At 68.3% G+C, this 19,878-nt stretch carries 15 protein-coding genes and 1 tRNA gene; 9 read left to right on the plus strand and 7 right to left on the minus strand.

Annotated features, from left to right (window positions below; translation table 11 throughout):
• Nucleotides 1-8: 8 nt before the first annotated feature.
• The 3 genes from DWQ67_RS13585 to DWQ67_RS03140 form a co-directional block, all read right to left on the minus strand.
• Nucleotides 9-479 (minus strand): hypothetical protein, encoded by a 471-nt coding sequence (locus DWQ67_RS13585; RefSeq protein WP_147433599.1) that lies wholly within the window; start codon nt 477-479, stop codon nt 9-11.
• A 115-nt stretch (nt 480-594) separates the two neighbouring features.
• On the minus strand, nt 595-843 hold the full coding sequence (locus tag DWQ67_RS03135; RefSeq protein WP_121484101.1) for a hypothetical protein: 249 nt from the start codon (nt 841-843) through the stop codon (nt 595-597).
• 94 nt (nt 844-937) lie between these two features.
• Nucleotides 938-1,013 (minus strand) — tRNA-Arg (locus DWQ67_RS03140).
• Nucleotides 1,014-1,323: 310 nt separating this feature from the next.
• On the opposite strand from DWQ67_RS03140, the gene argS reads away from it, so the two are divergent.
• Nucleotides 1,324-2,964, plus strand: a complete 1,641-nt coding sequence (gene argS / locus DWQ67_RS03145) for an arginine--tRNA ligase (protein ID WP_121484102.1) — start codon at nt 1,324-1,326, stop codon at nt 2,962-2,964.
• A 79-nt stretch (nt 2,965-3,043) separates the two neighbouring features.
• On the opposite strand, the gene DWQ67_RS03150 is transcribed toward argS, so the two are convergent.
• From DWQ67_RS03150 to DWQ67_RS13850, 4 genes are all read right to left on the minus strand, one after another.
• A complete protein-coding gene (locus DWQ67_RS03150; protein ID WP_121484103.1) occupies nt 3,044-3,664 on the minus strand; it encodes a hypothetical protein in 621 nt (206 codons plus the stop codon).
• 40 nt (nt 3,665-3,704) lie between these two features.
• Nucleotides 3,705-4,859 (minus strand): PheS-related mystery ligase SrmL, encoded by a 1,155-nt coding sequence (gene srmL, locus DWQ67_RS03155; protein WP_121484104.1) that lies wholly within the window; start codon nt 4,857-4,859, stop codon nt 3,705-3,707.
• A gap of 232 nt (nt 4,860-5,091) precedes the next feature.
• Nucleotides 5,092-7,056: an ABC1 kinase family protein gene (locus DWQ67_RS03160; RefSeq protein ID WP_121484105.1), complete on the minus strand. Its 1,965-nt coding sequence runs from the start codon at nt 7,054-7,056 to the stop codon at nt 5,092-5,094.
• Nucleotides 7,057-7,160: 104 nt separating this feature from the next.
• Nucleotides 7,161-9,014, minus strand: a complete 1,854-nt coding sequence (locus DWQ67_RS13850) for a hypothetical protein (protein WP_121484106.1) — start codon at nt 9,012-9,014, stop codon at nt 7,161-7,163.
• 176 nt (nt 9,015-9,190) lie between these two features.
• Between DWQ67_RS13850 and lysA the strand changes: the two genes are divergently transcribed.
• The 8 genes from lysA to DWQ67_RS03205 all read left to right on the plus strand — a co-directional run bounded on the left by lysA (nt 9,191) and on the right by DWQ67_RS03205 (nt 19,873).
• Nucleotides 9,191-10,630, plus strand: a complete 1,440-nt coding sequence (gene lysA, locus DWQ67_RS03170) for a diaminopimelate decarboxylase (protein WP_121484107.1) — start codon at nt 9,191-9,193, stop codon at nt 10,628-10,630.
• Nucleotides 10,631-10,712: 82 nt separating this feature from the next.
• Nucleotides 10,713-12,011: a homoserine dehydrogenase gene (locus tag DWQ67_RS03175; RefSeq protein ID WP_121484108.1), complete on the plus strand. Its 1,299-nt coding sequence runs from the start codon at nt 10,713-10,715 to the stop codon at nt 12,009-12,011.
• A gap of 7 nt (nt 12,012-12,018) precedes the next feature.
• Nucleotides 12,019-13,116, plus strand: coding sequence for a threonine synthase (thrC, locus tag DWQ67_RS03180; protein WP_121484109.1), 1,098 nt, complete (start codon nt 12,019-12,021; stop codon nt 13,114-13,116).
• 41 nt (nt 13,117-13,157) lie between these two features.
• Entirely contained in the window at nt 13,158-14,201 is a 1,044-nt protein-coding gene (gene thrB / locus DWQ67_RS03185; RefSeq protein ID WP_233555878.1) for a homoserine kinase, read from the plus strand.
• Nucleotides 14,202-14,498: 297 nt separating this feature from the next.
• A complete protein-coding gene (gene rho / locus DWQ67_RS03190) occupies nt 14,499-16,898 on the plus strand; it encodes a transcription termination factor Rho (RefSeq protein WP_121484110.1) in 2,400 nt (799 codons plus the stop codon).
• Between the two features lie 126 nt (nt 16,899-17,024).
• Nucleotides 17,025-18,107, plus strand: coding sequence for a peptide chain release factor 1 (gene prfA / locus DWQ67_RS03195; RefSeq protein ID WP_121484111.1), 1,083 nt, complete (start codon nt 17,025-17,027; stop codon nt 18,105-18,107).
• Nucleotides 18,108-18,110: 3 nt separating this feature from the next.
• Nucleotides 18,111-19,196 (plus strand): peptide chain release factor N(5)-glutamine methyltransferase, encoded by a 1,086-nt coding sequence (gene prmC, locus DWQ67_RS03200; protein WP_233555879.1) that lies wholly within the window; start codon nt 18,111-18,113, stop codon nt 19,194-19,196.
• Nucleotides 19,197-19,201: 5 nt separating this feature from the next.
• Entirely contained in the window at nt 19,202-19,873 is a 672-nt protein-coding gene (locus DWQ67_RS03205; RefSeq protein ID WP_121484112.1) for an L-threonylcarbamoyladenylate synthase, read from the plus strand.
• Nucleotides 19,874-19,878 lie beyond the last annotated feature (5 nt).

Below are 19,878 nucleotides of genomic sequence, written 5' to 3' on the forward strand. Positions count from 1 at the left end.
GCGGGCGGCTAGGAGCGGGTCGGGATCGTCAGGGTCAGCTCCGCGTGGTCCTGGGCGTGGCACTCGTCTATTGCCTCTGATTGCCAGGTGAGCGGCACGGTCTTCTCCAGGAGCACCGCCTGCTTGGCATCCAAAAGTGTGATGCGCACCGGTGAGGGCCGGCCGATCACGGTCAGTTTCCATGTGCCTGGCATTTGGCTGGCTCCCGTCTGCGGGGCCAGGGTGCTGGTGCCTGTCAGGACCGGGTTCGCTTTGCAATCCTCCGCCGAGAGATCAGCGGTGCAGGCTCGCACCTTCGCCACCTTGCCAGCGTCCCCCTTGACCTGGAGTTGGAGGAGCGGTGGGAACCCGGCGGTATCGCACGGCGCTGGTGATGTGCAGCCTGTATGCGTCAGGATGAGGCCAACTGCTGCGACGGCGCCCATCCCGGCCGTCCAGCGCTGGCGGCGGTGGCGTGGGGCAGATCCGGTGGGGTTCATGGCGTCACGCTATCCCCGAAACAGGGGTGCGGCCACGGTTCGTAGAGAACCGTGGCCGCACCGTTGTGAGCGCCTACGTTCGGTCACGCTTCCGGGACCGGGGGCCTGCTGCTGTTCAGTTGCTAGGCCTGAACCGCGGATCGTTGCCGAGGTGGTCATTGAGCTTTTGCCTGGCGTCAAAGCGGAGGGCAAAGCCGAAGACGGCGCACACGGCGCCCATGAGGAACAAGGTGGGACCGATCGAGGAGAGGACTCCCACTGACATCACCAGGGCGAGCCCAACGGCCGCAAGTCCCAACACGCCGGCCAAGGTGGCGACAGCATGGATGTGGATTTGCCGAGCCTGTTTCTGTGGGGCTTCCATGACCAGACACTACGCCTGAAGGCGACGGACAACCAGGGTGTGGGCGCGACTGTCATGGGCGCGGCAGTGACAGTCAACTGCCAGGAGTGAGGTGTGGTGCCCCCGAAAGGATTCGAACCTTCGACCTTCCGCTCCGGAGGCGGACGCTCTATCCACTGAGCTACAAGGGCGCGTTCCGCAACCGGTCTCAGCGGAACGGTGTCGACTCTAGCACCCGGCGCGGGCTCGCCTGAACTCGGCGCCTCCCGGACACTCGGACTGCCCCGCGCGGAAAACTACCCCTCACTGGAAATGGACCCGCGGTCCATTTCCGCTGGGGTGGGGGTGCCGGGATATGGACCCGCGGTCCATTTCCGGTGGGGTGGGGGTGTCGGGATATGGACCCGAGGTCCATATCCGGGGTGGGGGTGTTTCTGGCGCGGGAGCCGCGGCCAGCCGGGCGGCAACGGGGGACCCTCTATCCCCGGTAGAATCGCGCCTGTGACTCCTGAAGAACTCTCCGCAGCCCTCGTCCGCATCCTGAACAACCTCACCTCGGACGGTCGCGTCCAGGTGGAGGTGCCGGAGACGGTGCGAGTGGAGCGACCCAAGAACAGGGATCACGGGGACTGGGCCACCAACATCGCCCTGCAGCTGGGCAAGAAGGCCGGCATGAACCCCCGTGAGTTCGCCGAACTCGTGGCCAAGGAACTGGCCAAGGAGCCCGGCATCACCGCCGTGGACATCGCCGGGCCCGGCTTCATCAACATCACCGTTGACGCCGCAGCAGCCGGAGAACTGGCCAAGAACATCGTTGAGGCCGGCGCCGAATACGGCAAGAACCAGACCCTGGCCGGGCACACCATCAACATGGAGTTCGTCTCCGCCAACCCCACCGGCCCGCTGCACATTGGACACACCCGCTGGGCCGCCCTGGGGGATGCGATCGTCCGCGTCCTGCGCGCCTCCGGTGCCGATGTCACCGCCGAGTACTACATCAACGACGCCGGCAACCAGATGAACGTCTTTGCCCTGTCCATCTACAACCGCCTGCACGGCAACCCCGTCCAGGACGGCGGCTACCCGGGCCAGTACATCCAAGACCTGGCGGACGCCATCGCCATCGACCACCCGGAGGTGCGCTCTCTGACGGAGGCCGCCGCCATTCCGGTGCTGCGCCAGTACGGCTACGAGCTGCAGATGAAGGACATCAAGACCACGCTGGCGGACTTCGGCGTGAGCTTTGACGTCTTCTTCCCCGAGTCCCAGCTGCACAGCACGGGTGCCATCCAGGCCGCGGTTGAGCGCCTGCGCGAGCAGGGCCACGTGGAGGACCGCGACGGCGCCGTTTGGCTCAAGACCACCGAGTTTGGCGACGACAAGGACCGCGTCCTGATCCGCGCCAACGGCGAGCCCACGTACTTCGCCGCTGACGCCGCCTACTACCTCTCCAAGAAGGACCGCGGCTTCCCGGAGAAGATGTACCTGCTCGGCGCGGACCACCACGGCTACATCGGCCGCCTCAAGGCCATCGCAGACGCGGCCGGGGATGATGCGAACAAGAACATCGAAATCCTCATCGGTCAGCTCATGAGCGTCAACGGCGCCCGCTTCTCCAAGCGCGCAGGCAACATCATTGAGCTCCGCGACCTGATCGACTGGTTGGGCTCGGACGCCCTGCGCTACTCACTGGAGCGCGTCCCCGCGGACTCGCCCATCGCTGTAGACCCGGAGCTGCTGAAGAAGGCCTCCAACGACAACCCGGTCTTCTACATCCAGTACGCCCACGCCCGCTCACGCCAGGCCGCCCACCAGGCCCAGGCACGCGGCGTCGACCGCTCAGCGTTTGACGCCTCCCTGCTCACGCACCCCACGGAGAATGATCTGCTGGCCGCGCTGGGCCAGTTCCCCTCCATCGTGGCCGGCGCCGGCGCCTCCCGCGAGCCGCACCGCATTGCCCGCCACATCGAGGCCGTGGCCTCCGCCTATCACTCCTGGTACGCGGCCTGCCGCATCACCCCGATCGGTGACGCCCCCGTGGAGTCCGTGCACCAGTCGCGCCTCTGGCTCAACGACGCCGCGACCACCGTGATCGCCAACGGCTTGGGGCTGCTGGGCGTCACCGCCCCGGAGAAGATGTAATGTCCAACGCCCGACGGCGCCCTTGTGCACCTGAGTGCGGAAGGGCGCCGTCGCGCTGTGCCCCTGTGGGAATGCGTGCCTACGAGCGGATCTTGCGCAGCATTCCCGAGGGCTGTGTGGGGACCGGACCGGGCCAGGGGCCCAGGCGGCGCAGATTAGACGGGGACATGCGATTGTCCATGTCGGGATCTACCCAAGCCCCGGAGTGACTGTAGCCATCCTCTGTGACCTCGATGCCGTTTTTCTCCGCAGGCACCCACTTGCCAGCCTTCAACGCCTTGAAGACATCGAAGGGCTTGGGGGATGAGAGATCCACGAAGCTGAAATCAATGGTCGAGTTGGGCATGTGGCGATCGCGGACGGACCACACCGTGCGCAGGAGATACTCCACGAGCGCGGGCCCGTCAGCTACCTCGTAACCTGCAGTGATGGTGAGATGGACGGAGTAGCCAGTGTTGCGCTTGATGTTGGGCGGGGCCGTGGAGAACCTGGTGAGCTCCAGCCCAGGGATGCTTTTGACCGCCTCTGCTGCCGAGTCAAAGCTCTGCCCGTTCCCGGGTGGGGGATCGCTGGTGATCCGAGGGTCGTTCACTGGCTCCGACTGACCCGCCCAGCAGCCCGCCAGCCCGGCGCTCAACAGCGCCGCAGCGCCGGTGCCCAGTCCAAGCTGGATGGCCCGGCGTCGGTTCAGTGGTGGCATGGTTTTCCCCCGTGATGGTCGTGACTGTGGCCCCAAAATATCACCGCGAGATCAACTCCAGATGCGGCCCGCGGTGCACCGCCAGGTAGACCCGATCCCGCAGCGCGTTGGCCTCCGCATCCGTCATGGTGCGGGTCAGCGGCCGGATGACGATGCGCAGTAGCGCATTCACCTGTCCCGCCACCAGGCCAAGGCGTCGCACGGCACCCTCTGGGAGTTCGTCCGGGCCTGTGCGGGCCAGCACCGACACCGACTCGAGCTCGCCGGCCTGCACTCCCAGCGTCTCGCGTACTTGATCTCCCAAGGTCTCCTCGTCCGCGTCAGCGGGCACCACCACGGAGAGGTCCCGGGTGATGCTGGGCAGCGCAGACACCACGCGATACGGGCTCAGGTCCTGCATCTGGCCGGCCACGCGCGGATCAGCCGAGCGCAGCAAACGGATGTCCTGGATGCCCTTGCGCAGCATCAGCGCGCGGTCCAAGCCCATGCCAAGGGCCACACCGCTCCACGCATTGGGGGAGAGGCCGGCCTGTGCCAGGATGCCTGGCGCCACCAGCCCCGCCTCCGCCAGCTCCAGCCACTCGTGGCCCACCCGCACATCCAGTTGCACACCCAGGGTGGTGTACGGATGGGGCGAGCGCACCGTGCGCCATTGCGCCCCGGGAAGCACCGCATGCACGACCAGCTCCAGCAGGCCGTGCAGGTCCGCCAGACCCATCCGCGCCGCGCAGCCCACCCGCCACAGATCAAGCTGGTGCGGCTCTCCCACGTGGGTCCTGTCGATGGCGTCTCGCCGATAGCTGAGCCCGGGAATCACGTGCAACGCGTCGGCATCCGTGTCCGAGTTCAGCGCGCGCAGCACGGGCGGCATGGCGGCGGAGGTGTGGCTGCGCAGCATCACCGTGGGGCTCAGATAACGCGAATAGCGCACGTCACGAGTCACATCACCCGTGCTGAATCCGAGCCGGTCGTAGTTGTCCTCCACGGTCACTACCGGCCCGGGGCGGTGGATGCGCGCGGGAACCTTCCACGCGCGGGACACTGCCTGCACGACGTCGCTGAGGAGGGTCTGCATGGCGTGTTGGCCCTGCGCGGGATCGGTGAGATCCCGCAGGGACAGAGCGGCCCGGAGGGCATCCGGGCTGAGGCGCTGGACGGGGGCAGGGGAGGAGGCAAGAAGTGAAGCGGAAGACATGGTGTGGTCCTTGGGGCCGTGTCCCCGTGCCGCGCAGGCCTCTTCGCTCGTGAGGAACGAAAGCTAGTGGTGGCGGCGATCTGGTGGGGACGGAAAGTGAGGGGAAAAGACTCCCTCGGCCGCCCCGGTGCCCCGTGGCTACGCGCGAACGTGGAGCCCTGGGCGGCCGTGGACCGGCCGAGGGCTCATAAATCGCTGCGTGGTGCTCATGCGGGTGAGCCTAGCACTTGGGCTAGTCTCCGTTGGAGCTCCTGCGGGCAAAGACGCGCACCAGCACCCGCAGGGCCAACACCACCGCGACCAGTCCCAGGACGGCCGCCGCGATCTGATTCAGCCCCAACTCCGGGGTCAGGCTTCCACCGCCAGGGGTCATGGCCAGGATCACCGCAATGACCGCGAGGACGGCCGCAAAGAACCCGGACACGGCATCATCCAGCACCGAACGCAGCCAGCGCCGCTCGCCCAGATCCGCCAGCGGATGGGTGCGCAGGCTGAACTCGCCCCGCGCCAGAGCATTGCTGATCACCTCGCCGCGCTCCGGGAGGCGGCGGGCCACGCTGAGGGCCACGAGGGACTCAGCGCCCAGCTTGCGGCCCAACTGCTCCGGCTCGGTGAGGCGCTTGATCAGGGCGGGCATGACGGCGCGCGCGCCCTTCAGGAGCGACGTTTCAGGGTCAAGGACTTTCAGCGTCTCCTCCACGCTGGCGAGGGTCCGGAAGGCTCCGGCCACATCCCCTGGAACGGCGATGTGGTGCGCCCGGAGCAGGCCAAAGAGCTCGGTGAAGAGGGTGGCGCCCACCTCGCCGGAGGTGTGCACCAGGGTCATGATCCGCCCCAGCTCGCGCCGCAGCACGCGCCGGTCCACGTCTGCCGGCAGGTCAAAGGCCATGCCAAGGGCGGTGGCCGCGGCCACGTTGTCATCGTCCACAATCGCGGCTAACAGGGCGGCCAGGAGGGTGCGGGTCTCCTGGTCAATGACGCCCACGGCGCCAAAATCCAGCAAACCCAACCGATCGTCGTCGAGCAGGAGAAGATTGCCGGGATGCAGATCCGCGTGGAAAAAGCCGTCCACCAGCACGCCGCTCAGCGTCGCCTGCAGCAGGGTGCGCGCCAGCTCGGTGCGGCGCTCCGGGCTCAGCCGCTCGGCACCGCGCTCCACCGGGACCCCGCTCAAGCGGGACATCACCAGGACGCGCCGCGAGGAGAGCTCCGGGTAGACCTGAGGCACCACCAAGTCCGGGGAGGGGGCCAGCAGGCGCGCGGCGGTGCGGGTGTATCCGGCCTCCACCACGTAATCCAGCTCCTCCTTCATCACCTTGACCAGCCCGCCGGCCAGCGCGGCAAGGCCCAACTCGCGGGCCCACCCGAAGCGCCGCTCTGAGGTGCGGGCGAACCGCATGATGATGTCCCCGTCCACGCGCACGCTGGCCTGGGCCACGGGTCGTTGCACCTTCAGGACCACCTCCAGCCCGCTCTGCAGTTGGGCACCGTGCACCTGCGCTATGGACGCCGCGCCAAGCGGCTGCGCGTCAAAGCGCGCCAAAACCGTGTCCGGGTCCTTGCCCCAGTCCTGCGCGAGCACCCCCAGGATGTCCGCAGTGGGCGCCGGCTCCGCCTCTGATTGCAGGCGGGAGAGCGCCCGCGCGGTGCTGGGCGGGACCACGTCCTGGCGCGTGGAGAGCAGCTGCCCCAGCTTCACAAAACTCACGCCCGCACGCTCAAACATGCGCACCAATGCCTCGTCAAAGCGCTCCGAGCGCGGCCCCTGCCTCAGCACGCCGGAGAGTCCGCTGCTGGCCACAATCCAACTCAGGTGCGCGTAGCGGGCGCCGCGCCGCGCGGCATCACGGATGGCACGCGGCCACTGCAGGGGGGAGGAGAAGGTCCCTGTCGGCACCAGTGCCTCCAGGATCACCAACACGGCCGTGCAAGCCACCAGCGCCCAGCAGAAGCCCAGCAGGAAGAGTCCAAGGACTTCGGCGGTGCCCACGGTGATGGTTTCGCCGCGGACCAGACCCGTCTGGCGGGCCACCCACAAGCCCACCGGGCCAAAGGCAAAGAGCGCCACCCCGGAGACGATGATGGCCCGTGGCCAGCCCACCCGGGCACCAAGCAGCCTCCGTGTCACGGCCGCGATGATGACGGCGGAGACCACGGAGGCAATGACGCCGTAAATGAGGGTGTAGTCGATGTCCACCCCACTAGTGTGCGCCAACAACAGCGGCGGCGAGTCAGCCCCGAGGGGGACTGGCTCGCCGCCGCTGTAGTGCTGACTGCGCTACTGCCGAACTGGCTGAGTGATCAGCGGTGTGCGCCTGCCGGCACCGTCTGCGGATTCGTCAGCGGGGCGTCCTGGTGGTTGGCGCTGTTGCCACCGAACAGGTCATCCAGGCCGGACCCAATATCGCCGGTGGAGCCATCCGTGCCGGTGGAGCCATCGGTTCCGGTGGAGCCATCGGTTCCGGTGGACCCGTCCGTACCGGTGGACCCGTCGGTTCCGGTGGACCCGTCGGTTCCGGTGGAGCCATCCGTGCCCTCCGAGCTGTACGGATTGGTTCCGTAGGGATCGGTGGTGCCGTTGGAGCCGTAGTTGGTGGTCGGCTTGTTGGCCTGGGCAAACTCCTGGAAGCCCGTGACGAAGGAGGCAATGACCCCGAACACGTTCTTGTTCAGGGCGGCCTGCTCGTCCCAGCTGCCCAGCGAATCGGTGCTGGAGGCGCCGGCGCGTGAACCAGCGGACTTGGAGAACTGCTCAAACAGCTCCTTGCCCTTGTTGACACCCTCATCGGTGGCTCGCATGGTCGCGAGGTTGCTGATGGTGTCCACGGTGGAGACGCGCCACGTGCCGTTTTCCTTGACAGCGGCCACGCCCAAGCGGTCCGGGTTGGTGAGCATCTTGCCCAGGTCAAGGGTCTTGCTTCCGTCGCTGCCCATGGAGACCTTGGCACCGTCAAAGCGGATCTCGTTGTTGCTGGTGCTGGAAGAGGTGCTGGAGGAGGAACCGGCCGTGATCTTGGTGCTACCCGGGGAGACAATCACCAGGTCATCGTTGATCTTGTGCTCCTTCAGGGCCCATTCGGCCTTGAAGTTGGGCTGGGCCGGGTCCGGGCGGGACTCGGTGGAGGTGCCCTTGTTCATCAGGGGCGCGTACACCATGGCCAGTCGGCGCTCCGGGAGGGCAAGCTTGCCCACCAGGGCGGGATCAACCAGATCCTGGGGGTCATTCATGAGGGCCAGGCGGTCCGCGATGCCGGAGACGGCCTCGGAGGGGGAGGATGCCCCGGCAGCGCTGGCGTAGTCGGCGTTCCAGTTGGGCTCGCCCATGTTCGAGCTAGAGGACTTGCTGGCGCTGGAGGCGCGGACCATCTCTGCGACGGTCATCATCGGGGAAATGAACCAGCGGTCCTCTTCCTTCACGAGCACCAGGCTCAGCGGGCTGCCGGCCTTCTCGATGACGTCGCCATTGAAGGAATTGTCCTTCTCCGCAGACTTCTTGATCTCATCGATCATCTTCTGGGGAGCGTCCTTGCCGGTGGAGCGCTTCTGGGCCTTGGCCACCGCGTCGCCCAGCTTGTTCACGTCCACGGAGGCGTCCAGCTGCCACTTGGTCACGTCAACGGTGGCGAAGTTAGGTGAGCGCTCGGTGACCTTGAACTCCATGTTGGAGGAGCGAATGTCGATGGCGCCCAGCAGGTCCTGCATGGAATCCATGGCGCCCTTGGAGCTGATGTCGCCACCGTCGGCCTTGACGAGCTCATCCAGGCCGGAGTCCTTCGCGAGGGCCTCGTTGTTCTTCAAGTAGGAATCGATCTCGGCGGGGGAGAAGAGCTTGGCAATCTCCATCCCGTCCTTCTTGGCGATCGCGGTGTTGATGCGCTCTGCTGCGGACTGCGTGGAGTCGGCGCCTCGCTGTGCGGCGTTGGCTGCCAGGGGGAAGCCCACCGCGGCGGCAATCACACCGACGGCGGCCACGCCACCCACCCAGGGGATCCACCGGCGGCGTCGACGCGGGGGCTGGCCACCTGTGCCGCCGTACTGCGGAGCGTTGGGATCAATGGGCGGCGCGGACTGCGCCGCGCCGGGCTGTGTGGGGTACTGAGCAGAGGAGCCGTACGGAGACGGCTGCTGTGGCTGCTGGGGCATCGGTGTGGTCATCGTGTCCTCCAAGAAACGCGTTGACAGAGCGGAGTGTCCTGCCGAGTCTATCGAACACCGTGATAAATACCGAGCGCCCCGGCCTGGGAACTTCGTGAATGCGTCACGTTGGCCGCCCGCCTAGGGGTGCGCCGGTAGCCTGGAATCAACAACGTGCCCCCGGCCCCGAAGGTGTCATGACTGCCTCTCCGCTTGCCCCCGGCTGGCTCACCGTGCCCGCTGACCTCAATGAGCTGCGCCCGCAGGGCAAACCGGAGCTGTTCCCGGCCTCCGCCGCGCGAACCGACCAGGGTGAGCTGAGCATCGGCGGCGTGGGAGTTGCGGCGCTGGCCGCTCAGTTTGGGACGCCCCTCTACGTGGTGGATGAGGCGGATCTGCGCGCGCGTGCCCGCTCCTTTAAGTCCGCCTACGACGCGGCTTTTGCCCCGCTGTGCGGCGGCGCGGATGTTTACTACGCCGGCAAGGTGTTCCTCAATACCTCCGTGGCCCGCTGGGTCAGCGAGGAGGGGTTGCGCCTTGACACGGCATCCGGGGGAGAGCTCGCGGTGGCCCTCGCCGCCGGCGTCGAGCCTGCAAACATCGGGTTGCACGGCAATAACAAATCCGATCAGGAGATTGAACGCGCGCTGAGCCTTGGCCTGGGGCGCATCATTGCCGACAGCCTGGATGAGGTGGACCGCCTCGCAGCGGCCGCCGGCCGCCTTGGCCTCACTGCCAACGTCATGTTGCGCCTGACCCCTGGCGTGCACGCCTCCACCCACGAGTTCATCGCCACGGCCCATGAAGACCAGAAGTTTGGGCTCTCCATGGTTGCGCTCCCCGGCGCAGAGCGCTCCGACGCCGCGGAGGCGGTGCGCCGCTGCCTGGACGCCGAGTCGGTCAACCTCTTGGGCCTGCACTGCCACATCGGTTCGCAGATTTTTGAAGCGGAGGGCTTCGGCGAGGCCGCTAGGCGCCTCATTACCTTCCTTGGGCAGGTGCGCAACGAGCACGGCGTCCAACTGCCGGAGCTGGACCTTGGCGGCGGCTACGGGATCGCCTACACCGAGCAGGACCGCCCCAGCACCCCGGAGCGCCTGGCCGCCGGCCTCGCGGACGTGGTGTCGGCCGCCTGCCAATCCGTGGGCATCGACGTTCCCCGCATCAGCATTGAGCCGGGCCGCGCCATCGCGGGCCCGGCTGGAATCACCCTCTACGGGGTGGGCGTCCAGAAGGACGTTCAGGTGTCCGACGACGCTGGGCAGGGTCTGCGCCGCTACGTCGCGGTGGACGGCGGGATGAGTGATAACGCGCGCCCGGTGCTGTACGACGCGGACTATTCGGCCATCCTGGCCTCGCGTTCCTCCGGCGCGGACGCCATGCTCTCCCGCGTGGTGGGCAAGCACTGCGAGTCCGGGGACATTGTGGTGCGGGACGTGTACCTGCCGGCGGATCTGCGCCGGGGAGACCTGCTGGCGGTGCCTGCCACCGGCGCCTACTGCTGGTCCCTTGGCAGCAACTACAACTACCTGCCCAGACCGGCCGTTGTCGCGGTCCTGGACGGTCAGGTCAAGGTGATGGTGCGCGGGGAGACTGAGACGGACTTGCTCTCCAGGGATACCGGCGTGGGCGCCTGAGCGCGCCGATGCTTCCGCTACTCACCGGGCACCCGAACAACAAGCCGTTTTCCACGAAGATGTACGCAGAGAAGAGGAACGCATGAGCACCACCCTCAAGGTCGCCCTGCTTGGCGCAGGCACTGTCGGCACCGAGGTGGCGCGCATCCTGGATCAGGACGCAGCCGCCCTGACCCAGCGGGCCGGGGCGCGCCTGCGCCTCAGCGCCGTGGTGGTCCGCGACACCGCGGCGGATCGCGGCCCGCACGTGCCGCGTGAGCTCATCACCGACCAGGCGGAGGACGCGATTGACGGCGCCGACCTGGTGATTGAGCTGATGGGCGGCATTGAGCCAGCACGCACGTACATCACGCGCGCCCTCTCCAACGGCGCCAGCGTGGTCACCGGAAACAAGGCGCTCCTCGCGGCCCACGGGGCCGAGCTCTTTGCCCTGGCCAAGGACAACGACGCGCAACTGAGCTTTGAGGCGGCCGTGGCAGGCGCCATCCCGATCCTGCGCCCGCTGGCGGAGTCGCTGGCGGGGGACACCATCACCAAGGTGATGGGCATCGTGAACGGCTCCACCAATTACATCCTGGACAAGATGGACCGCGAGGGCGCGGACCTGGCGGACGTGATGGCAGAGGCAGCGGCGCTTGGCTTCCTGGAGGCAGACCCGTCCGCTGACGTTGAGGGGCACGACGCCGCAGCGAAGGCCGCGCTGTTGGCGACCCTGGCGTTTGGGGCCGGCTTCTCCATTGATCAGGTGCACACCGAGGGCATCACCGGCGTCAGCGCCACGGACGTGGAGGCAGCGCGCGCAGAGGATCAGGTGATCAAGCTCTTGGCGATCGTTGAGCGCAGCGAGGGCGGAGTGCAGATGCGCGTGCACCCCACGCTGATCTCCCGCGAGCACCCGCTGGCCGCGGTGCACGGCGCCTTCAATGCGGTGTTTGTGGAGGCGGAGAATGCGGGTCAGCTGATGTTCTACGGCGCGGGTGCCGGCGGCGCCCCCACGGCAAGCGCCGTGATGGGTGACCTGGTCACCGCGGCCCGCCGCAGCCTGGCCGGGGCGCCGGATCACACGGTGCTCTCCGCGACTGCGGTGCCCGCGCTGCCCATCGAGGACGCCATCACGCGCTACGCGCTGGCCATCGATGTCACGGACGCCCCTGGCGTCCTGGCGCGGATTGCCCAGGTCTTTGCCGATCAGGGGGTCTCCATCGAGGCCATGCGACAGACCGGCTACCCCAGCGCTGGGAGCGACGCCGCGGCGTCGGCCAGCCTGCGTATCATCACGCACGCCGGGACGCAGCGGGCGCTGGACGCCACCGTCGCCGCCGTCACCGAACTCGACGTGGTCACCGGGATCACGTCTGTCCTGCGAGTCGAAGGGAACTGAGCGCACCATGGCTCATCAGTGGCGCGGAGTGATCCGCGAATACATCGATCGTCTTCCGGTGGAGGACAGCGACACCATCGTCACGCTGGGCGAGGGCGGCACCCCGTTGGTTTTTGCCCCCGCGCTGTCAGCCGAGACCGGCAACCAGGTCTACCTCAAGGTAGAGGGGATGAACCCGACCGGATCCTTCAAGGATCGCGGCATGACCATGGCCATGACCGCCGCGGTGAACTCCGGCGCCAAGGCCGTGGTCTGCGCCTCCACCGGCAACACGTCCGCGTCCGCGGCGGCCTACGCCAAGCAGGCCGGGCTGACCTGCGCCGTGCTGGTCCCGGACGGCAAGATCTCCATGGGCAAGCTCTCCCAGGCCGTGGCCCACGGCGCCAAGATCATCCAGGTGGACGGCAACTTCGATAACTGCCTTGACGTGGCGCGCAAGCTCTCGGAGAACTACCCGGTGTTCCTGGTGAACTCGGTGAACCCCGCGCGCATCGAGGGGCAGAAGACCGGCTCCTTTGAGGTCGTGGACTTCTTGGGGGATGCCCCGGATTATCACCTGCTTCCCGTCGGCAATGCCGGCAACATCACGGCGTACTGGCGCGGGTATAAGGAGTACTCCACCGAGTTCGTGAACCAGCAGGGCCAGACGCTGGCCCCCGTGGCCACCAAGACCCCCATCATGTGGGGCTTCCAGGCGGCGGGCGCCGCACCCATCGTCGCTGGCCACCCCGTGCTGGAGCCGGAGACCATCGCCACCGCCATCCGGATCGGCAACCCCGCGTCCTGGCAGCAGGCGGAGGCGGCCAGGGACGAGTCCGGCGGCCTGATCGAGGCCGTGAGCGACGACGAGATCCTGGAGGCGCACCGCTGGCTCTCCTCCCGCGAGGGCGTCTTTGTTGAGCCGGCCTCCGCAGCAGGGGCGGCCGGGCTGCTCAAGCATCACCGCGCCGGCACCGCGCCCACGGGCAAGACCATCGTCATCACGGTGACCGGTCACGGCTTGAAGGACCCGGAGTGGGCCATCAAGGGGGCAGGGGAGGGCGCCACGCCGGTTCAGGTGGGGTTCGACGTCGTTTCCGTCGCGGATGCGCTCGGCCTCAAGTGAGCGCTGTGTCACCCGCACACCCCGCGTCTCCTTCCGCGCCCGTGGCCCCTGTGCTTGGCGCAAGCGTGGACGTGCACGTGCCCGCCACCTCCGCCAACCTTGGCCCAGGCTTTGACGCCTTTGGCCTGGCGCTGGCGTACGGCGATGATCTCAGCGCCCGCGTGGTGCCGGCAGGCACTCACGCGAGTGGCGCGCGGGTCACGGTCAGCGGCGAAGGGGCGGAGAGCCTCCCCTCTGACGGGACCCACCTGGCAGCCGTGACCATCCGCGGCGCCTGGGATCGCTGGGGTGTTGATCACTCCGGCGTGGACCTGGAACTGGAGGCCACCAACCGCATTCCCCATGGGCGCGGGCAGGGTTCCTCCGCCGCCGTGGTGGTCGCCGCGCTGTGGGCGGCGGCCTCGCTGCTGCCCGCCCACGCGCGCCCGGGCCGCGACGCCGTCTTCCAGCTGGCCGCGGCCACGGAGGGTCACCCGGATAACGTGGCCCCTGCTGTCTTTGGTGGCTTCACCATCTCCTGGTCGGAGCCTGGCCAGAGCGCGGGGGAGGCCCAGGCACGGCCCGCTGGCCTTGACGCAGCGGTGCCGGGTGACGCCGACGGGCAATCGGCCGGCTTTGGTACGGCGGTGCTCGAAGTGCATCCGGAGCTGGTGGCGTTGGTGGCCATCCCGGACGTGAAACTGGCCACCGCACTGGCCAGGGGGCTGCTGCCAGCGCAGGTGCCCCACGCGGACGCGGCGGCCAACTCCGGCAATGCTGCGCTCCTGGTGCACGCGATGACGTCCCGGCCCTCCCTGCTCTTCCAGGCCACGCGTGACCTGCTCCATGAGGGCTACCGCGCCCCGGCCATGCCGCACTCCGCCGCACTGATCGCGGCCCTGCGAGAGCGCGGCTTTGCTGCCACCGTTTCCGGCGCGGGCCCCACGGTGTTGGTGCTGGCCAGGACGGGGCAGGGCGGCGATGCGGAGGCCGCGCGGGCCGCTTTGGACCAGCTCACTCAGGACGGCTCTGTACGCTGGCGTGTCCTGGAACCGGGGATCGATACGGTGGGTGCTACAGTGAGAGTGCATCAACCGTTGGACTGAGCGTCTTTCGCACGTCGGAAACGCTGACCAACACGCGCTATGCCCGCCCCGGGACCCCGTTCTTTTGACGATGGTGATCCTGCGCGGCCGGGTCCTCGGGGCCAGCCGGCCCCGTCGCGGATGCAGATCCACTTGAAGGCGCCGGAATTCGGCGTGCTTGACCTGTGATCACAGGCCCCCGTCGCCCCGAGCGGCCGGGACAGTACGCCCGGAGCGGTTCTCACTACACCGTCCGGTCGCCACACCAGCAGCGGGATCCGCTCATGCGGACCCGCCTAACGAGGGGAAGGAACCTTCGTGACCGTCACCACCGATGTGGACACCACCGCAGATTCGCCTAAGCAGGGCGGACTTTCTGCACTCAAGCTTGCTCAGCTTCAGGAGCTCGCCGCACAGCTCGGCATCCCGGGCGCCAAGCGCCTGCGCAAGGCGGAGCTCGTCTCCTCCATCTCTGATCACCAGCGCGGCGGCTCAGTCGCCGATCGCGATGCGGCAGAGGCCAAGAAGAAGTCAGAGGCGGCCTCGTCCGCCAAGCAGCCGGCCCGTGCCGCGGCTCAGGAGGCCCCCGCGGCCCCCGCAGCAGCAGCGCCCGCCGCAGAGGAGAAGCCGGCCGGCCGCACGCGTCGCCGTCGCTCCGCCAGCGTTGAGGCGGGCTCCCCGTCCGCGGGTGCCGAGGCTCCCGCGGCGCAGGAATCCTCCCACCAGGCGTCCGCGAACCAGAACTCCGCGAACCAGGAGTCCTCGGCTCAGGCCCCGGCCGCCGAGCAGGCTCCCGCCCGCCGCACCCGCTCTTCCCGCAGCTCCTCGCGGAACGCGGATCAGCAGTCCGGCTCCGCTCGCAATGCCGACCAGCAGGCAGCCCCCGCGGACACGCAGTCCGCTCCGGCCGCCGCGGACCAGGACGGCGCCGAGGCGCCCAAGCAGCTCTCCGTCAAGGAGCGCGCCGCCGCCCAGGCCGGCCTGCGTGCCGAGCGTGAGCAGGCCATCGCCGCCGCGGAAGAGGCCGGTAACCCGCGCCGCCGCCGCGGAAACAACCGTCGCAACGACGCCCCGGCGCAGGAGCGCACGGAGCGTGCCGATCGCCAGGATCGCACTGAGCGCAACGAGCGCACTGAGCGCAACAACGACGCAGCAGCCGCCCCGGCAGAGGCAGAGTCCTCTGAGCAGGGCAACGGGCGCGGTCGTGGCCGTAACCGCAACGATTCCAACGCCGAGCAGGGCGAGGGCCGCAACCAGCGCGGCCGCGGCCGCAACCGCCGTGAAGAGGATGCCGAGACCCAGTCCGGCACCCAGAACGGCGGCCAGGACAAGGACAAGCAGGAGAAGCAGGCCGAGCCCGGCCAGCGCGCTCCCCGCGATCGCCAGGAGCGCGGCTCCAACCGCGATCGCAACGGCAGCCAGCAGGAGGATCGTTCCTCCCGCCGCGAGCGCAATCGTGACCGCCAGGAGCGCGGCAACGATCGCAACTCGCGCAACAACCGCCGCGGTCGCAACGGCCGTACGCAGTTTGAGGTGGATGACACCGAGCTCACCGAGGACGATGTGTTGGTCCCCGTGGCAGGCATCCTGGACGTCCAGGAGCAGCACGCCTTCCTGCGCACCTCCGGCTACCTGCCCGGCGCCAATGACGTGTACGTCACGCTGGCCCAGGTCCGTCGCAACAACCTGCGCAAGGGCGATGCAGTGGTTGGCGCCATCCGTGCGCCCCGCGAAGGTGAGGAGAACGGCAACGGCCAGAACGGCCGCACCGCCAAGTACACCCCGCTCGTGAAGATCGCCACTGTAAATGGCGTTCCCGCGGAGGAGAACAAGGATCGCGTCGAGTTCAACAAGCTTGTCCCGCTCTACCCCTCCGAGCGTCTGCGCCTGGAGACCGACCCCAAGAAGGTCGGCCCCCGTGTGATTGACCTGATCTCCCCGATCGGTAAGGGCCAGCGCGGCCTGATCGTGTCCCCGCCCAAGGCGGGTAAGACCATGGTGCTGCAGTCCATCGCCGCGGCCATCACGGAGAACAACCCCGAGGTGCACCTCATGATGGTGCTCGTTGACGAGCGCCCCGAGGAAGTCACCGACATGCAGCGTTCGGTGCGCGGCGAGGTCATTGCCTCCACCTTTGATCGTCCCGCGGATGATCACACCATGCTGGCGGAGCTGGCCATCGAGCGCGCCAAGCGCCTGGTGGAACAGGGCAAGGACGTGGTGGTCTTGCTTGACTCCATGACCCGCCTTGGCCGCGCGTACAACCAGTCCGCGCCTGCCTCCGGTCGCGTGCTGTCCGGTGGCGTTGACGCCGCCGCGCTGTACCCGCCCAAGCGCTTCTTTGGTGCCGCCCGCAACATCGAGAACGGTGGTTCGTTGACCATCCTCGCGACCGCGCTGGTGGAGACCGGGTCCAAGATGGACGAGGTCATCTTCGAGGAGTTCAAGGGCACCGGCAACATGGAGCTGCGCCTGTCCCGCCACCTGGCGGATAAGCGCATCTTCCCGGCCGTGGACGTCAACGCGTCCTCCACGCGCCGCGAGGAGAACCTGCTCTCGCCGGAAGAGGTGCGCATCATGTGGCGCCTGCGCCGCGTGCTCTCCAGCCTGGAGCAGCAGCAGGCACTGGAGCTGCTGACCACCAAGATCCGCGACACGGCGTCCAACGCCGAGTTCCTGATGGTGGTCAACCGCACCACCCTCGGCGACAAGAAGTAGCTGTACCCACCGCGCCCGGAGGCCGGTGTCGTTTCCCTACGGGAGGCGGCGCCGGCGCCGGGCGCGTCGTCGTTCGGGACGTCATCCCACCCGTCCACCTTTGCCTTCGGAAGCAGGAAACACCCCATGTTTGAGTCAGTCCAGACCCTCGTGGACGAGTACGCCCAGATCCAGGGGCGCCTTGCCGACCCAGCGGTGTACCAGGATCAGGGCCTGGCCAGGAAGCTGGGCCGGCGCGGTGCCGAGCTCAGCTCCATCGTGGAGACCTACCGGCGGTGGCAGCAGGCGCAGGAGGACCTCGAGGCCTCTAGCGAGATGGCGGAGCTTGACCCGGAGTTTGCCGCTGAGGCGGAGGAATTGAAGGTGGCGATCCCGGTCATTGCCGAGAAGCTGCGCCGCCTGCTGATCCCGCGTGATCCCAACGACGGCCGCGACGCCATCCTTGAGGTCAAGGGCGGCGAGGGCGGCGCGGAGGCGGCCCTCTTTGCCGGGGACCTGCTGCGCATGTATATCCGCTACGCCGAGTCCCGCGGCTGGAAGACGGAGCTCATCTCCGCCAACGAGTCGGATCTGGGCGGCTACAAGGACGCGCAGATCGCCATCAAGGGCAAGGGCAATGACCCGGCTCAAGGTGTTTACGCCGCGCTGAAGTATGAGGGCGGCGTGCACCGCGTTCAGCGCGTCCCCGTGACCGAGTCGCAGGGGCGCATCCACACCTCCGCTGCCGCGGTCTTGGTCTTCCCCGAGGTGGATGAGCCGGAGGAGATTGAGATTCAGCAGAATGATCTCAAGATCGATGTGTACCGTTCCTCCGGCCCCGGTGGCCAGAGCGTGAACACCACGGACTCCGCCGTGCGCATCACGCACCTTCCCACCGGGATTGTGGTGGCCATGCAGAACGAGAAGAGCCAGCTGCAAAACCGCGACGCCGCCATGCGCGTGCTTCGCTCGCGCCTGCTGGCCTATCAGCAGGAGCAGATCGACGCCGAGAACTCGGACGCGCGCCACTCGCAGGTGCGCTCCATGGACCGCTCCGAGCGCATCCGCACCTACAACTTCCCGGAAAACCGCATCGCGGATCACCGCACGGGCTACAAGGCCTACAACCTGGACGCGGTGATCAATGGGGACATCCAGCCCCTGATTGACTCCTGCATCTCGGTGGATGAGGAAAGCCGCCTGGCCGCGCTGGGTGAGGGCGAGGACTGATCGGTGGGCCAGTTTGTTGGCTTGCCAGCGGTGGGTGCCGAGCCGCCTGAGGCGCCGCCGGTTCCCGGACTTGGCGCGGCCCAGCCGCCCGTTCCTTCCGCGGTGTCCCAGGTGCACGACGCCGTTCGGTCGGGTTCCAGCGACGCCGTGGCTCCGGCGGTGGACGGCTCCGCGGATCTACGGGCCGCCCTGCGGGTGGCCGCCGCCGCGCTCAACGCGGCGGGGATCGAGTCCCCGCGTGCGGACGCGGAGTTGTTGGCCGGGCATGTGCTCGGCGAGAACCGCGGGCGCGTGGCGGTGCTGGCGCTCATGGGCGCCCCGGTGCCCCCTGGCTACGGTGAGTTGGTGGCCCGCCGGGCCCAGCGCACCCCGCTGCAGCATCTGACCGGGTCCGCTCCGTTTAGGTCCCTGACCCTCGCCGTGGGCCCTGGCGTGTTTGTGCCCCGCCCGGAGACGGAGCTGGTGGCGCAGGCCGCGATCGACGCCGCAGTGGCGATGCGAAGCGCCGGCCGTGAACACCCCCTGGTGGTGGACCTGTGCACCGGATCCGGCGCCATTGCCGCCGCCGTAGCAAGCGAGGTGCCGGGCGTGCGGGTCGCGGCGGTGGAGCTCTCCCCGTTGGCGTTTGAGTACGCACAGCGAAACCTGGCGCAGGCCAAGGACCGCTTCCCGAACGCGCACGGCCTCAGCCTGGTCTTGGCCGATGCCCGTGTGGCGTTGCAGGAGCTGGTCGGCACGGTGGACGTGGTGGTGACGAACCCCCCGTACATCCCGGACACACGCCTGCATGCCGACCCCGAGGTGCAACAGCACGACCCGGACGCGGCCCTCTACGGTGGGGGAGCGGATGGCATGTCCCTGCCCACAGAGCTGGTGCAGCGGGCGGCGCAGCTGCTGCGCGCCGGCGGGGAACTGGTCATGGAACACGACGAAACGCAGGAGCGAGCCATGCTCGCGCTGCTGCGATCCTCAGGGGAGTGGGAGCGCGAGCAGGTGCACCGCGACCTGACCGGACGCATCCGTTACTCGAGCGCCAGACGCACGTCCGCGGCGTCGAGCACTACCAACCGTCCTCTCGTGGGAGAATAACGACCGTGAGTCAGAGCTTTGATTGTCAGGATGAGGCCAACCGCGCGGAGGGCATCGCCGCCGCGCAGGTGGCGCTGGCCGATCGGCAGTGTGTGGTGATCCCCACCGACACGGTCTACGGGATCGGCGCGGATGCCTTCTCGCCGCAGGCCGTCGCCACGCTGCTGGCGGCCAAGGGGCGCGGCAGGCAGATGCCGCCGCCGGTGCTGATTCCCCGGCCCGGTACCCTGGACGGCCTTGCCGCGGACGTGCCAGACGGCGCGCGGGCGCTGGCCGAGCGCTTCTGGCCCGGCCCGCTCACGCTGATCCTCCTGGCCCAGCCGTCCCTGACCTGGGACCTGGGCGAGACCCGCGGCACCGTGGCGCTGCGCATGCCAGATGACCCGGTGGCGCTGGAACTGCTCAACGCCACTGGTCCCCTCGCCGTCTCCAGCGCCAACCGCACCGGGGTTCCCACGGGACCCACCGCCGCGGACGCACGCGAACAACTGGCAGACTCCGTGGCCGTCTACCTGGAGGACGGGCAGCGCCCCGCCGGCGGGGGAGACGCGCTGCCAAGCACCATCGTTGACTACACCGCGCAGCCCCCGCGCGTGGTCCGGCTGGGTGCCCTCTCCCTGGAGGAACTGCAGGCCGTGGACCCCGACGTGAGCCTGCCGGCTCCGGACGAGGCCTGAGGTCC

The organism is Galactobacter caseinivorans, assembly GCF_003640665.1.
GTDB lineage: Bacteria > Actinomycetota > Actinomycetes > Actinomycetales > Micrococcaceae > Galactobacter > Galactobacter caseinivorans.

Coding starts and splice junctions, on each gene's coding strand:
- DWQ67_RS13585 (WP_147433599.1), bottom strand. CDS start 479: ATGAACCCCACCGGATCTGCCCCACGCCACCGCCGCCAGCGCTGGACG.
- DWQ67_RS03135 (WP_121484101.1), bottom strand. CDS start 843: ATGGAAGCCCCACAGAAACAGGCTCGGCAAATCCACATCCATGCTGTC.
- DWQ67_RS03150 (WP_121484103.1), bottom strand. CDS start 3,664: ATGCCACCACTGAACCGACGCCGGGCCATCCAGCTTGGACTGGGCACC.
- srmL (WP_121484104.1), bottom strand. CDS start 4,859: ATGTCTTCCGCTTCACTTCTTGCCTCCTCCCCTGCCCCCGTCCAGCGC.
- DWQ67_RS13850 (WP_121484106.1), bottom strand. CDS start 9,014: ATGACCACACCGATGCCCCAGCAGCCACAGCAGCCGTCTCCGTACGGC.
- lysA (WP_121484107.1), top strand. CDS start 9,191: ATGACTGCCTCTCCGCTTGCCCCCGGCTGGCTCACCGTGCCCGCTGAC.
- DWQ67_RS03175 (WP_121484108.1), top strand. CDS start 10,713: ATGAGCACCACCCTCAAGGTCGCCCTGCTTGGCGCAGGCACTGTCGGC.
- thrC (WP_121484109.1), top strand. CDS start 12,019: ATGGCTCATCAGTGGCGCGGAGTGATCCGCGAATACATCGATCGTCTT.
- prfA (WP_121484111.1), top strand. CDS start 17,025: ATGTTTGAGTCAGTCCAGACCCTCGTGGACGAGTACGCCCAGATCCAG.